The organism is Rahnella sp. PCH160, from assembly GCF_047784855.1.
Taxonomy (GTDB): domain Bacteria; phylum Pseudomonadota; class Gammaproteobacteria; order Enterobacterales; family Enterobacteriaceae; genus Rahnella.
This window is the reverse complement of the sequence record NZ_JBLOGT010000001.1, coordinates 1,531,469-1,546,683: the sequence shown is the minus strand read 5'-3', so window position 1 is coordinate 1,546,683 and position 15,215 is coordinate 1,531,469. Positions and strand designations below refer to the sequence as shown.

The following is a 15,215-nucleotide window of genomic DNA, read 5'->3' as shown; positions in this document are numbered from 1 at the left end:
CACCATGTCATTTGAGGAAAAATATTTCCGGGAAGAGCTCGATTATTTACGTCAGTTAGGGAAACTGCTGGCTAAAGAAAAACCTCATCTGGCCCCGTTTCTAGCGGAAAAAGAAGCCGACCCTGACGTCGAACGCCTGCTGGAAGGTTTTGCATTCCTGTCCGGAAATATGCGTTCAAGAATTGAAGATGAATTCCCTGAACTCACCCACAGTCTGCTTAATATGCTGTGGCCCAATTATCTTCGCCCTACACCCAGCATGACGATCATGGAATATGTCCCTGATCCTAAAACGGTCACGACAGCATTTCGGTTATCAGAAGGCGCTCTGGTCATGAGCCCGCCGGGGGAGATTACGGGCAAAAAATTAGACAACGGCTCTGCTGACCCGGTCCCTTCATGCAAATTCACGTTGAGTCGTGATATCTGGCTGCTGCCCCTGAGCCTGGATAGCCTATCCTCAAATAACAGTCATAAACATGGCATGATTGACATTAGTTTTCTTACCGGCTCGCAACAAAAAATCGATGCGTTAGATTTTGGGAAAATACGTCTATGGCTTGGCAACGACGATAACTACACCCGTTATCAGCTCTATCTATGGTTTTGTGAATACCTGACTGACGTAGAGTTAATCGTTGGTAAGCAAACCATTCGTTTGCCTAATTTCAGGTTACACCCTGTTGGTTTTGAGAAAGAAGACGCCTTGCTGCCGTACCCTAAAAATGTCTACAGCGGCTATCGCGTCTTGCAGGAATATATCTGTTTTCTGGACAGTTTCTTCTTCTTTGATATCACCGGAGTGCAGTCACTTCCCGAGGGTCTGATTGCGGGGGAATTCACTTTACGCCTGCATTTTTCACGTCCGTTACCGCCGGATTTGAAATTACGGAAAGAATCCCTGCGTTTATATTGCACACCCGCAGTGAATCTTTTCCCAGGGGATTCCGAAACTATCGTTCTAAATGAAACGTCTACTGAATATATTCTGGAAGCAAGTCACAAACTCATGGATTGCTACGATATATTTTCTGTAAACCATGTTGAGAGTGGCTGGACCCTGAAAAGTGCGGATGGCCGTTCTACAGAAACGTTTACCCGAAGCTATGTTTCGTTCGAAAGTTTCCAACATCAGGTCGAATATTCGAAGCAACGTGAAGCCGTTTATTATCGGGTCAAAACACAGCCATCACATAGCCACCAGGGGTTTGAACATCTCATTTCTTTTGTCCATGGCAATGGCCTGTCACAAAAAAACAGGTTAGTGCCCGGTGTTGAGGAGATCGTTTCTGTCGCATTAACCTGTACCAATCGGGATCTTCCTGCACAGTTAATGACAGGTGATATTAATCTGGCCGATGGAAAAGATCCGGCCATTAGTTCATTTCGTAATGTAACGCGACCGTCATTACCTCTTTATCCTGTTCTTGATGGCAGTCTGCATTGGTCATTACTGTCCAACATGAGCCTTAACTATCTTTCATTACTGGATATCGAGGCTTTAAAACAGGTACTGCGCACCTACTATTTACCTGGAATTCATCACCCTCAGGCCGCCCGTCTATCTCAACAAAAACTGGATGCCATCGAACAGATTGAAACCCGCCCGGTCGACCGTTTATTTAAAGGCGTACCTGTCCGGGGGCTTACCTCCACGATTTCTATCCGTCAGGCCCCTTTTGTTTGTGAAGGTGATTTGTATTTGCTGGGCACCGTGCTTTCTCATTTCTTTTCGCTTTATGCCAGCGTGAACAGTTTCCACATATTAAAAGTGATCAATATCGATAATCAGGAGTGCTACGAATGGCCGGAAAGAATAGGTCAGCACGCGCTGATTTAATGAAAAACATCCCATTCAGCGATGTCCGCCGTTATAACTTTTATGCTCTGGTTGAAGCCATTTATAAGCGGACAGGCACTTATGAACATATTTCTCTGCAAACTGATCCGCATGAGGAAGCCGTACGCTTTGAAGCTGATGCCAGCATTGCTTTTCCATTAAGCGATGTCATGGCGCTTGAACTCAATAAGTCACAGCAGTTCATCATGACGGTCGCCTTTATGGGGCTGAATGGGAGCCAGTCTCCTTTACCGGGATATTATCTGGATAACCTTGCCTGGGAGTCAGCACAGGGTGAAAGAAAACTGACTGATTTTCTCGATATGTTTTCGCACCGCTGGACGCAGTTTATTTATCACATCTGGCGTAAATACCGTTATTACGTGTGCTTTCGCAATGGCGGGACGGATGAGTTTTCGCAGCGGATGTATTCGCTGGTCGGCCTGGGTAGCCAGAGCATTCGCGGTCGAATGGCGATCAATCACAGCAAAATGTTGGCGTATGCAGGCGCTCTGGCTAATCCAGGCCGCTCACCGGAGGTTATTTGCAGCCTGGTTTCGCACTGCTTTGATCTTGACGAAGTGACACTTCACGGCTGGCAGTTACGAAAAATGATGATCGAGCCTGGACAGCAAAATCGCTTGGGTGGCAAAAGCTTGCTGGGCTGCAAGATCATTGAAAAATCCGTGTTGGGTCAGAACTTCTCCATTGGCAGCCGAGTACCAGATCGCGGTGGCAAGTTTCTGTTATGCATAGACAACCTGTCCCGTGAGCGTTTTCTTTCATTCCTGCCCAATGGCGATAACTTTCTGCCTCTGACGCTGTTTGTCGCTTTTATTTTACGCGACCAGTTCGCCTGGGATCTTCGTCTGGGAATCGCCCCGAATCAGGTCGGCGGTATGACCTTAGGCAATGAGCAAAATTCTCTGCTGGGATGGACCAGTTTTGTCGGGCAACCCGGGCAGCATCCTCACGTGACAATCGCCGTGAGATCGTAATCAGTACAAAAAATGGAGCGCAGTATGGCAAAGGAAAAACAACAACAGCCATCCCTCTCATTACAGATTTTAAATGGTAATGAACTGGAAAGTGGCCGGGCTGCAAAGTGCCTGTTCACCACAGAGGGCGGTGAAATCGGTCATGCAGAAACATGCTTCTGGTCTGTTCAGGATCGCCAACTGAGCATCGAAGAGAAAAACTGCTCTGTCATCTGGCATGACGGGACATTTTGCCTGCAAAGTTATAGCCGGAATCTGACGATAAATCAGGCACCTGTCTCACTGAATTCGGGGCCAATCCGTCTGTCTCAGGGAGACGAAATTCACGTCGGAACACTTCGCATCAAAGCCCAGTTTCACCTCGGTGAAGCCGTGGATTATGACATTCAAAATGCTACGCCCGAAACAATCGTCATGAACCGAGATCAACTGACTGAGACCTTATTAACCACTGAGGGGCAGCCCAGTTATCAGGGTAATCATACCTTTAGTGAAACAGCCCCGACGCTGGTAAACAGTTTTTCGCAAGACCCGTTAGCGGCTTTACAAAAAGAGAGCCTGACCACGCTTCACGCCGGGTTTTCTGCCTTTGATGAACCTGCTCAGTTGCAGTATTCCCATCGCGTCTCGCGGGTTGCCCCTGATTCAGATATCGCCCCTAAGAGTGGAATAGACAATAATTTTATGGACTTGCCTGACATTCACGCGCATCGCGATTACGCCGATACAGACCCTTTTAAAACGCAGGAACAGGATCTGACCTATCAGCATGTCGCCATGAGCCCATTGATGCGCGGATTAGGCCATGCTGTCCCGCTGCACAATTCACAGGATGCTGATGATTTTTTAGAAGAAATCGGGCGCACTTTGCAAGCTGCGGTGAAAGGGCTACTGGATCTGCAATTCCAGCAAAACAGCCTCTCCGACAAGCATCTTCGCCCGCTCGAAGATAACCCGCTGCGTCTGAATCTTAATTATGAAACCGCATTGAGTGTCCTGTTCGCCGATCAAAAAAGTCCGGTGCATCTTTCCGCTCCTGCGGCTGTTTCAGAAAGCCTGCGTAATCTGAAATCGCACAATCAGGCAAACCAGACTGCCATCGTCGAGGCGCTACGCATGATGCTCGATGCCTTTTCACCTGAGCAGCTCATGACGCGCTTTGCACAGTATCGTCGCAGCCACGAACAACGTCAGGAAATGAGTGATGCCTGGGCATGGCGCATGTACTGCAGCTATTACCAGGAGTTGGCATCCAGCCGACAGCTGGGCTTTGAGAAGTTGTTCAACGAAGTCTATGCGCAGGTTTATGACCGCGTACTACGCCAGATGAACCGGGAGTCAGATGCATCATGAAATGGCGTTTTTTCCTGTCGATGTCACTGATATGTCTCATGGCCGGATCCCTGAGCGGATGCGAAACCGTAAAAAAAATAGGCAAAGTGATCGCGAACCCGGACATCAAAGTCGGTGAGAACGCGGCTCAACCTTCAGATATGACGGTCATGCTGTTAACCGAGCCCGATATCAATCCTAACGACAGCGGTGAGGCTTCTCCGGTGAGCTTCCAGCTCATTTATATGAGTGAGGATTCAAAGCTTCGGGCCGCTGATTTCGATCAGATAACCACCAACAAACTGGATGACGTTCTGGGTAAAAACTATATCGACCATCAGGATTTCAACTTATTGCCAGACACCATGAAAACATTGCCGCTCACGAAATTAGAACCCACGACCCGCTATATCGGCGTGGTGGCCTATTTTTCTGACGATCAGGTAACGGAATGGAAAGCTATTGAGCGCGTTACGGGCATAGGCCATCACTACCACCTGCTGGTACACGTTCGTGAACACAGTATCGAATTAAAAAAAGAGGATGAATGATCGTGGCAACTATGAAAAATAAAGTGATCTGGCAGGAAGGGCTGTTTGTGAAGCCTCAGCATTTTCAGCAACTTCAGCGTTATAACGACTACATCATCCACAATCGTTTGTCAGCTATCAGTAGCCTTATCTGGGGGTTTACCGATCTCGACATTGATGAAACGCAGCTCAGGCACGGCAAAATCAGCATTAACAAAGCCGTCGGCTGTTTGTCGGACGGTACCGTCTTCAGTGTGCCCGATCAGGATATCGTCCCCGCCCCTTTACTGGTGGAAAACGCCAACTCCGTGGCAAGCCGGGATATTTTTCTGGTTCTCCCGATCATCAGCGACGTCATCAATGAAGTTGAAGGCATGCACAGCGCAGGCCAAACCTCTGGCCGCTACAGAATCAATTTCTGCGATGTGCGTGACCTGCATACTAATGAAGGCGATGCCACTCAATTAGGACTAGGGCAACTCATTCCCCGTCTGATGAACGGCTCTGAGGATTTAAGCTCATGGGTCACCATTCCCGTTTGTCGCATTAAAAACAGACATCCTGACGGGAGACTGGAATTGGATCCTGATTTCATTCCAGGCTGCCAGACCGTCCACGCCAGCACCACATTGAAAAGATATCTTGATGAAGTCACTTCCGCGCTGGCGAGCCGATCCGCTGAACTTGCCGGACGTATTGGCTCGCCTTCCCAACAAGGTATTGCCGATGTGGCTGAATTTATGATGTTGCAAATGTTCAACCGCAATCAGATTAAATTTGCGCACCGTGCGTCGCTCTCCTGTCTGCATCCGGAAGATTTCTACAGGGATCTGATTTCACTCTACGGCGAACTGGTAACATTTACCGAAGAATCGCGGTTGCCGGAAAAGCTTGCGTTATACCAGCACGAAAACCTGACAGAGACCTTTGGCGTGGCGATGCAACGTTTGCGAAAAGCACTGGGTACCCTGCTGGCTCCGCGAGCCGTGAATCTGCCATTTACCCAAATGGACGGAATTTACGTCACCCTCATCAACGATGTCTCCCTGCTGCAGTCAGCGACCTTTGTACTGGCAGTCAAGTCACTGTTACCGCATGAAGCACTACAACGGCAGTTCGTTCAGCAATCGAAGATCAGCTCGGTAGAAAAAATTCGCAACGTGGTAAGTGTTCAGGTTCCCGGCGTGCCTTTAGTCGCGCTGCATACCGCGCCGCGCCAAATCCCTTATCACGCCAACTATGTCTATTTCTCACTGGATAAAAACAGTCAGGGATGGGCAGAAATCATGAAGCAAAACAGCATCGCGATGCACGTCTCCGGCTCGTTCCCGGAGCTGGATCTGCAACTTTGGGCAATAAGGGGATAACGCATGAGCGATATGCCTTCAGTGACGTCATTGCTGCCGGACGAAACGCACGATGACGAACACCGCCAGTATCGGATGACGCTGCGCGGCAACAGCCTGAACCCTATGATTGATGCCGCAACTCCGCTGCTTGGGATGGTACTGCGGCTGAAAAGCATGAGCAGCCGGGGGTTGCCTGAGCACCTGTTTGGTCAGGTCGTGACGGATATCCGCGCCATCGAACAGTTACTTCAGAACCATGGCTATGAGCCAGGCACCATCATTTCATTTCGGTATGTGCTTTGCACATTCATCGACGAAACGGCGCTGGGTCAGGGATGGTCAACGCAAAATGAGTGGATCAAACAGTCATTACTGGTGCATTTCCATAATGAAACCTGGGGGGGTGAAAAAGTGTTCATCCTGCTCGAAAGGCTGATGGGGGAACCCAAACGCTACCAGGATCTTCTGGAGTTTTTATATCTGTGCTTTTCACTCGGGTTTCGTGGCCGCTACAAAGTCAGCAATCAAAACAATGATGAATTTGAACAGATTTTTCGCCGCCTACACCACGTTCTGCACCAGTTACGAGGGGAGAGTGCCTTCCCGCTGCTGCATCAGAATAAGCAGGGCGAACACGGTTTTTACCGGCTGGCTAAACGGCTGGGGATCAAACACCTGCTGACGGGCGGTATCGCCATTCTGGTCGTTGTTTATCTGTTCTATTTATTGCGCCTGAATGCCCAGACCCAGGACATTTTGCACCAACTGAATAATTTGCTGAGATAGGAAAAGGACATTTCTATGATCCAGATTGATTTACCGACACTGGTTAACCGACTGAATACTCTTTCAAAACAGTCGCTGGAACTGGCTGCAGCCGAATGCATCAATCAACAGGCGACAGAAATCACAGTAGCTCATGTACTGTCGCAGATGTTAATGACCCCGCGCAGCGACGTTCGCGTCATCATCGAACAGACCGATATTGATGCCGACGAACTGCGCGACGCACTGACGCTCATGGGTGAAAACCGCAATCAGGCGGTAGAAAGTTACCCGAGTTTTTCACCCCTGTTGGTTGAGTGGTTAAAAGACGCGTGGCTGTTGGCCTCGGCTGACATGCAGCTTTCACAGCTGCGTGGCGGGATTTTGCTGCTCGCGCTGATCCACTCTCCGTTACGTTATGTTCCGCCAGCTGCGGCCCGGTTACTCGCACGAATCAATCGCGATCTGCTGCGTCTGGAATTCACCGCATGGACGAAGGACTCGGCAGAATCCGTCATTCTTCCTGACGGCAGCGCAAGCCACGCGCTGAACTCCGACGAAGACAGCCTTCTGGCACGCTACTCCTCCAACGTGACGCAAGATGCCCGCAACGGCAAGCTTGATCCCGTTTTGTGCCGCGATAATGAAATCGACCTGATGATTGATATTTTGTGCCGCCGGCGTAAAAACAATCCGATTGTGGTCGGCGAAGCCGGGGTCGGTAAAAGCGCATTGATTGAGGGACTGGCCCTGCGCATCGTCGCGGGACAGGTGCCTGAAAAGCTGCAAAACACTGAACTGGTGACGCTCGATTTAGGCGCACTTCAGGCGGGTGCGTCGGTTAAAGGGGAATTCGAAAAACGCTTTAAAGGCATCATGACCGAAATCAGACAGTCGGCGACGCCCGTGATTCTCTTCATTGATGAAGCGCATACGCTGATCGGTGCAGGCAATCAGCAAGGTGGCCTGGACATCTCCAACCTGCTTAAACCCGCCCTCGCCCGTGGCGAACTCAAAACCATCGCCGCAACGACCTGGAGCGAATACAAAAAATACTTCGAAAAAGACGCTGCACTTTCAAGACGTTTTCAGCCCGTGAAGGTCTCCGAACCGACCGCCGCTGAGGCCACGATTATTCTGCGCGGCCTGGCATCCGTCTATGAACAATCGCATGGCGTGCTGATTGATGATGAAGCATTACAGGCGGCAGCAATACTCAGCGAACGCTATCTGTCTGGCCGACAACTTCCGGATAAAGCCATTGATGTCCTTGATACTGCATGCGCGCGGGTAGCGATTAATTTGTCTTCTCCGCCGCGACAAATCTCTGCGCTCACCACGGCCACGCACCAATATGAAGCCGAAATTCGCCAGCTCGAACGGGAACAACGCATTGGTTTGCATCAGAACGATACGCGCCTACATGAATTACATCAGCTTCACGAAGAAACCAAAATTCAACTGGATGATCTGGATGTTAGCTGGAAACATCAGCGCGATGTAGTCCATCAGATAATCTCGTTGCGTCACGAATTCTTAAGCATGACGGATGCTGAAACGGACAGCGAAGAAACGCCGGAGAAACGTGAAAAGCTGGCAGCACTGATGGCTGAGCTGTGTGAGCTGCACCAAATGCGCACGCTGGTATCACCGCACGTCGACAAAGGCCAAATTGCCGCCGTGATTGCAGAATGGACGGGCGTGCCACTTAACCGTTTATCGCAAAGTGAAATGGCGCTGATCACCGAACTGCCGGTCTGGCTCGGTGAAAAAATCAAAGGCCAGTCGCTGGCGATTACTCACTTGCATAAACATTTGCTGACCGCCAGAGCGGATTTACGCCGCCCCGGTCGCCCGCTGGGCGCGTTTTTACTGGCAGGCCCAAGCGGTGTCGGCAAAACTGAAACCGTTCTGCAACTGGCTGAACTACTGTTCGGCGGACGCCAGTATCTCACCACGATCAACATGTCAGAGTTTCAGGAAAAACATACGGTCTCGCGTCTGATTGGCTCACCTCCGGGTTATGTCGGTTACGGCGAAGGCGGTGTTCTGACCGAAGCTATTCGCCAAAAGCCTTACTCGGTTGTCCTGCTTGATGAAGTTGAAAAAGCGCACCCCGATGTGCTGAATCTGTTCTATCAGGCATTTGATAAAGGCGAAATGGCGGATGGTGAAGGCCGCCTGATCGACTGCAAAAATGTGGTGTTCTTCCTCACATCCAATCTGGGCTATCAGGTGATTGTTGAACATGCCGAGAACCCGGAGAAACTGCACGAAGCGCTGTACCCCATCCTGGCCGATTTCTTCAAACCTGCCCTGCTGGCGCGTATGGAAACCATCCCGTTCCTGCCGTTATCCAGCGAAACCCTCATCACGATTATTGCGGCAAAACTGGCAAGGCTGGAGACGTTGCTCAATCAGAGGTTCGGCGCAGATGTTGTGATCGATGCAGAAGTCAGCGACGAAATTATGCTGCGTGTTACACGCGCTGAAAACGGAGCCCGTATGCTGGAATCCGTTATCGACGGCGAAGTATTGCCCCCTCTGTCTCTGTTATTGCTACAGAAACTCGCCGCAGGTTCAGCCATCCGTCGCGTCATTATTGGCGTCGCCGAACATCGTTTCACAGCGGATATTCAGGAAGCTCTCACTGAGAATGAAGGCGAGTTATGCGTGGAGTAACGCTGGTCTTCCTGTTGCTGCCTTTCGCCTCAGGTCAGGCATTTTCTGACACGTCAAACCCAGAACTCAGCCCGGCAGAATCAACGCTCAAAGCGATGTCCGCTTGCCGGGCTGAGCCCGCATCACTCGAGCGCCTTGATTGCTATGACCGGTTATTAACCCCGGTTTATCCAGATTTTTCCGGGGCACTGGTACAAGCGAAAGTACAAGGCGAAGCCTGGCAGCGGGCATTTTCTCAGGAAGCACAGCGTGACGATCACTCAACCCAATTTTTGACCAAACTGACCGAGGGCGAGCGCCCTTCGGTAGTGATCACCACACCTGCACTGGGGAGTCTTCCTCCCCGGCCTGTGCTGATGTTCAGCTGCATCGACAATATCACCCGTATGCAAATCGCATTGCCAAAGCCACTCAATGGCCAGCCGGACATCACGATGACCACGGAAAAAATCCACGTCAATACCCACTGGTTCCTGCGTGAAAACGATTCGCTGCTGGAGTCCAGTCGCGGACTTCCGGGAATTGATGAGATTAAGCAGCTCTTCGGCGCGAAAACACTAACGGTGACATTTAACACGTCAGGTCATGACGTCTCAGCCAACAAGAATGCAGCGCTCTCATCGCTGACTTTCACTATCAGCGATCTGGAAAAGACACTCGATCCAATGAGAGTGGCCTGCCACTGGGCGGACTAGTTATACCGATTTTTAAAGGGAATTTTCATGGACACACAGACGTCAGGTGCATGGTTCGGACAGGTACTTGCTTCATTATCGCAAGAAAAAATTCGCTCTGAAATGAGTGAAACCAATGCGGACTGGGAATACATTGACAGTGAAATGGTCAGGCTGGGTTCGCTGACGCATGGCCAGCTCGATATTGCAGAAATTCAGCAGAAAGCATTGAAATTACTGATGAATGAAAGCAAAGATTTCCGGCTGATGGTTCATCTGTTGCGCACGCTGCAACATGGTGGCAAAGCAGCAGAAGTTCTTTTGGCCCTCCAGCTCCTGACAAAATATACGGAGCACTTCTGGCTGCACGCGTGGCCGCAAAAAGGGGTTCATAAAAATCGCTTTGCACAGCAGGTGCTCAAACGATTTGAGACGGCAGCGACCAGCTTTGCCGATGATGCCGATCAGGCCCAGCGGGACGCCATGTTGGGGGAATTTGCCCATCTGGCCCAGCTTTGGAAGAAAACAGATAGCCTCTTACTGTCACAAGGTGCTGACGAACTCTTCACGCTTTATCAGCGCCGGATTCATGAGCAGGCCACAGAAGCCACGGTCAGACAGGAAACGCCTGCACCAGCCACGGCGGGGACTGAGCCCGGTGATAGCAGCCAGTCGCAAAACCCGCGCCCGGCGACCGCTGTTAGCGTCGAAACGCATGACGATAAATCCTGGCGTCAGACGCTGCTGAAAGTGGCCGATGTACTTTGCGAACGTCATCCGCAAAGTGCGACAGGGTACCGCCTGCGCCGTCATGCACTCTGGCAAAACATCGCGGCGGCCCCGCAGGCAGAGAATAACGGCCGTACATCACTGGCCGCATTTCCGGTTGATATGATGGCTGATTATCAGGCCCGGCTTCCGGCGGCCAATATTGATTTCTGGGAACAGGTCGAAAAAAGCCTGTTGCTGGCCCCCTATTGGTTTGACGGGCACTGCCTTTCAGCCCGCATCGCCAGCCAGTTGGGTTATTCAGAAACAGCGGCTGCGATCCGTGACGAACTGGCTCTTTTTATCGGTCGCATCCCTGTACTTCGGAGTTTGCAATTTACCGATCTCACTCCTTTTTTGTGTGAACAGACTCAGGACTGGCTTCTGGAAGACAACACGTCAAAAGCGGTTTCGGGCGTCTCTGCCTCGCATGATGATGAAACCAACCGTATCTGGCAGTATTTTTCCGAACAGGGTCTGGCACCAGCCTTGCAGCTTCTCGACCAGCTTCAGCATCAATCCCACGAACCCCGTCAGCTGTTTTATCGGCAATATCTCGGCGCGCAGCTCCTTGAAAAAGCAGGTTTAGTCACTTCCGCTCACCAGCAATACAAAACTCTGCACCAGACTGCACGCCAGATAACGTTACCCGATTGGGAACCTGCGTTGCTTGAGCAATTAAAAGAAAAAATCACGACGGACCAGTGAAGTAAAAAAGGAGTTTTATTGTGTTCAGAATATCAAAGCCCGGTTTTCTCCGGGCATTAAAACCGACGCTCAAACCCGCAATGCCAAGGTTCAAAATCTCCGCCATGATCCTGTTGATCATCGGCTGGGTATTATCGCTGGTCTGGATTTGGTGGAAAGGCCCGTCATGGACGCTGGGGGAACAACATCCGCTGGCACCACAGCCTAACCGCTGGCTGGCCACCTCTGTCTGGGTACTCATCGCACTTGTCTGGCTGACATGGCGGGTGGTAAAACGCCTTCAGCATCTGGAAACGTTGCAGCGCCAACAGCGCCAGCATGAGAAAGATCCGCAGAGCCAGGAAGTGCACCAGCAACAGCGCCATCTCGACCATTGGCTGTTACGTTTACAGCGGCATCTGGCCCGGCGTAACACCATTTATCATCTTCCGTGGTACATCGTCATCGGTACGACGGACAGTGGTAAAAGTACGTTACTGCGCGAAGGTTACTCCTCGGACACGATATATGTGCCGGAAAAAGTGCGTGGCGAAAATAGCGGAGTCTGGCACATCTCGCCGCACGTCGGTGAACATGCGGTCATTTTTGACATTGACGGCGTTCTGATTGACCAGCCGGTCAGCGGTCAGGATGAAGCTAACGTTTACAGCCGCTTATGGGAGCACTGGCTCGGCTGGCTGAGCCAGAACCGCCCTCGCCAGCCCCTGAACGGCATTATCCTTTCGCTGGATTTACCTGAGCTGTTGACCGCCAGCAAGCATCAGCGCGAGCGTCAGTTGACCATTTTACGGCAGCGGCTTCAGGATATCCGTCAGCAACTGCACTGTGAGTTACCGGTCTATATCGTGCTGACCAAACTGGATTTACTCTACGGTTTCGCCCCGCTGTTCCAGCCTTTGGATAAACAGCAGCGCGACACTATTCTCGGCGTCACCTTCACTGAAGGTTCCCACGATAATGACCACTGGCGCGATGAGTTACGCACCTTCTGGCAAGAGTGGATTCAGCGTTTTAATCGGGCGCTGCCCGACCTCTTACTCAGCCATGTGGAAGCCAGCCAGCGCAGCATGTTGTTCAGCTTTAACCGCCAGATGCACGGGATCAACGAACATCTCGAAGCGTTAATCGCCAGCCTGCTGGCCGGCGATAATATGTCCGTTATGCTGCGCGGGGTTTATCTCACCTCTTCGCTTCAGCGCGGTCAGGTCGACGATATGTTCATCCAGTCCGCCGCCGCTCAGTATCGGCTCGGACAGACGGCGCTCTCCTCATGGCCGATGGTGGTCACACAACCGTACTTTACCCGCGATTTATTCCCGCAAGTGCTGCTTGCAGAGCCTAATCTGGCGGGGGAAAACAGCGTCTGGCTGAGTAAAACCCGCCGGCGGCGCACCTTGTTCTCCGCGATTGGCGCCGCCGCCGCCGTGGCCTGCATCGCAGGCTGGCACTATTACTACAATTCCAACTATCACGCAGGCGTCAACGTACTGGCGCAGGCAAAATCCTTTATGGATATCCCGCCGCCACAAGGCATTGATGAACTGGGCAACCTCCAGCTTCCGCTGCTTAACCCTATGCGCGACGCCACGCTGGCATACGGTGATTATCGTGAACACAACGCGCTCACCGACATGGCGCTGTATCAGGGCATGAAAATCGGCCCTTACGTCGAAAAAACCTATCTCCAGCTCCTCGATCAACGCTTCTTACCGGCGCTGCTCAACGGGCTGATAAAAGACCTGAACGCGGCCCCGGCGGGAAGTGAGAAGAAACTCGCCGTTCTGCGCGTGATCCGCATGCTGGAAGACAAAAGTGGTCGCGATAATAAAGTCGTCGAACAATATATGTCTCAGCGCTGGAGCGAAAATTTCCACGGCCAGCGCGAGCTACAAACGCAACTGATGTCGCATCTCGATTACGCACTGGATCACACTGACTGGCATTCACAAAGGGCAAACGGAAATAACGACGCGATAAACCGTTTCATTCCTTACGATAAGCCGATCGCCACCGCACAGCGCGAACTCAGCAAACTCTCTATTTATCAGCGGGTTTATCAAAGCCTGAGGGCGAAAGCGCAGGGTGTGTTACCTGCGGATCTCAACCTGCGGGACCAGATCGGGCCGAGCTTCGATAAAGTTTTCGTGGCGAATAAAGATGAGGATCTGGCGATCCCGCAGTTCCTCACCCGCTACGGACTGCAAAGCTATTTTGTGAAGCAGCGCGACAGTCTGGTCGAACTCACGGCGCTGGACAGCTGGGTGCTCAATATCACCAAAGACGTCACTTTCAGTGATACCGACCGCGAAGAGATCCAGCGACACATCACCGAGCAGTACGTCAGCGATTACACCGCGACCTGGCAGGCGGGAATGAACAATCTGGATATCCGTGAATACGAGGATATGCAGGCCGTTACCGATGCGCTGGAGCAAATCATCAGCGGTGACCAGCCGTTCTACCGTGCGCTGCAAACCCTGCGGGACAATACTCAGCTTCCGCCACCGCCCGCCAACCTGCCGGACAAAGCACGTGACGAAATGATGTCGTCCCTCGATTTCCAGCTGCTGACGCGCCTGGGCCGCGAGTTCGCCCCGGAGAACGGCGTGCTGACGGAGACAAAAGACAAACAAAGTACGTTGCAGGCGGTCTATCAGCAGTTAACCGAACTGCACCGTTATTTGCTGGCGATCCAGAACTCGCCGGTGCCGGGGAAATCCGCCCTGAAAGCGGTGCAGATGCGGCTCGACCAGAACAACAGCGACCCCATCTTCGCCACACGCCAGATGGCAAAAACCCTGCCTGCACCCCTCAACCGCTGGGTCGGTAAACTGGCCGATCAGGCCTGGCATGTGGTGATGATCGAAGCCGTTCATTACATGGAAGTCGAGTGGAATGACAAGGTAGTCAAAACATTCAATGAACAGCTGGCAGACCGCTATCCGTTTAACCCGGACGCCACGCAGGACGCCTCTCTCGATGCCTTCAACCGCTTCTTCAAACCCGACGGCGTGCTCGACAGCTTCTACCAGCAGAACCTGAAACTGTTTATCGAGAACAAACTCACCTGGGGCGAGGACGGCGACGTGCTCATCCGCCCGGACGTTCAGCCGCAGCTGGAAACCGCGCAAAAAATCCGTGAGACCTTCTTCACGCAGCAAAGCGCGCTCGGCACGCAGTACGCGATTGAAACCACCGAACTCTCCTCCAACAAACGCCGCAGCGTCCTGAATATGGACGGGCAACTGCTCGATTACAGCCACGGCCGCAACTACACCGCACATCTCGTCTGGCCGAACACCATGCGCGACGGCACCGAAAGCAAACTGACGCTGGTCGGCAACGACAGCGGGTCACCGCGCAGCATCAGCTTCAAAGGGCCGTGGGCGCAGTTCCGCCTGATGGACGCCGGCAGCCTGACCAACGTCGACGACGGTTCGTTTGACGTCCGCTTCAACGTCGACGGCGGCTACATGAATTACCGCGTGCATGTCGACACCCAGGACAACCCGTTCACCGGCGGACTTTTCAGCGAGTTCAGCCTGCCGGATACCTTGTATTAAAGGAGT

Annotated in this window: 10 protein-coding genes; all 10 read left to right on the top strand. The window is 51.9% G+C overall.

Going from position 1 to position 15,215, the window contains the following annotated elements; all coding sequences use genetic code 11:
- Positions 1–4: 4 nt before the first annotated feature.
- From tssF to tssM, 10 genes are read left to right on the top strand one after another with little or no spacing between them, the layout of a single operon-like run.
- The gene (tssF, locus tag ACM5QY_RS07170; protein WP_416119903.1) at positions 5–1,840 is read left to right on the top strand and encodes a type VI secretion system baseplate subunit TssF; all 1,836 of its coding nucleotides are present in this window, start codon (positions 5–7) and stop codon (positions 1,838–1,840) included.
- Positions 1,804–2,838 carry a type VI secretion system baseplate subunit TssG gene (tssG, locus tag ACM5QY_RS07165; RefSeq protein WP_416119902.1) on the top strand — a complete coding sequence of 345 codons (1,035 nt, stop codon included), beginning with the start codon at positions 1,804–1,806 and terminating at the stop codon, positions 2,836–2,838. The genes tssF and tssG overlap by 37 nt, the downstream gene beginning before the upstream one ends.
- 24 nt (positions 2,839–2,862) lie before the next feature.
- Positions 2,863–4,191 (top strand): type VI secretion system-associated FHA domain protein TagH, encoded by a 1,329-nt coding sequence (gene tagH / locus ACM5QY_RS07160; protein WP_416119901.1) that lies wholly within the window; start codon positions 2,863–2,865, stop codon positions 4,189–4,191.
- A complete protein-coding gene (gene tssJ, locus ACM5QY_RS07155; RefSeq protein ID WP_416119900.1) occupies positions 4,188–4,721 on the top strand; it encodes a type VI secretion system lipoprotein TssJ in 534 nt (177 codons plus the stop codon). Before tagH ends, tssJ begins: the two co-directional genes overlap by 4 nt.
- Before the next feature lie 2 nt (positions 4,722–4,723).
- Positions 4,724–6,067, top strand: coding sequence for a type VI secretion system baseplate subunit TssK (gene tssK, locus ACM5QY_RS07150; protein ID WP_416119898.1), 1,344 nt, complete (start codon positions 4,724–4,726; stop codon positions 6,065–6,067).
- Positions 6,068–6,070: 3 nt separating this feature from the next.
- Positions 6,071–6,835, top strand: coding sequence for a type IVB secretion system protein IcmH/DotU (icmH, locus tag ACM5QY_RS07145; protein WP_416119897.1), 765 nt, complete (start codon positions 6,071–6,073; stop codon positions 6,833–6,835).
- Positions 6,836–6,850: 15 nt separating this feature from the next.
- Entirely contained in the window at positions 6,851–9,496 is a 2,646-nt protein-coding gene (gene tssH / locus ACM5QY_RS07140) for a type VI secretion system ATPase TssH (protein WP_416119896.1), read from the top strand.
- On the top strand, positions 9,484–10,191 hold the full coding sequence (gene vasI / locus ACM5QY_RS07135; protein WP_416119894.1) for a type VI secretion system-associated protein VasI: 708 nt from the start codon (positions 9,484–9,486) through the stop codon (positions 10,189–10,191). Before tssH ends, vasI begins: the two co-directional genes overlap by 13 nt.
- Positions 10,192–10,212: 21 nt before the next feature.
- Positions 10,213–11,646, top strand: coding sequence for a type VI secretion system protein TssA (gene tssA, locus ACM5QY_RS07130; RefSeq protein WP_463366396.1), 1,434 nt, complete (start codon positions 10,213–10,215; stop codon positions 11,644–11,646).
- 20 nt (positions 11,647–11,666) lie between these two features.
- A complete protein-coding gene (gene tssM / locus ACM5QY_RS07125) occupies positions 11,667–15,209 on the top strand; it encodes a type VI secretion system membrane subunit TssM (protein WP_416119892.1) in 3,543 nt (1,180 codons plus the stop codon).
- The last annotated feature ends 6 nt before the right edge of the window (positions 15,210–15,215 follow it).

Excerpts from the sequence above, each read along its gene's own strand:
- tssF (WP_416119903.1), top strand. The coding sequence starts at position 5 with ATGTCATTTGAGGAAAAATATTTCCGGGAAGAGCTCGATTATTTACGT.
- vasI (WP_416119894.1), top strand. The coding sequence starts at position 9,484 with ATGCGTGGAGTAACGCTGGTCTTCCTGTTGCTGCCTTTCGCCTCAGGT.
- tssJ (WP_416119900.1), top strand. The coding sequence starts at position 4,188 with ATGAAATGGCGTTTTTTCCTGTCGATGTCACTGATATGTCTCATGGCC.
- tssG (WP_416119902.1), top strand. The coding sequence starts at position 1,804 with ATGGCCGGAAAGAATAGGTCAGCACGCGCTGATTTAATGAAAAACATC.
- tssH (WP_416119896.1), top strand. The coding sequence starts at position 6,851 with ATGATCCAGATTGATTTACCGACACTGGTTAACCGACTGAATACTCTT.
- icmH (WP_416119897.1), top strand. The coding sequence starts at position 6,071 with ATGAGCGATATGCCTTCAGTGACGTCATTGCTGCCGGACGAAACGCAC.
- tagH (WP_416119901.1), top strand. The coding sequence starts at position 2,863 with ATGGCAAAGGAAAAACAACAACAGCCATCCCTCTCATTACAGATTTTA.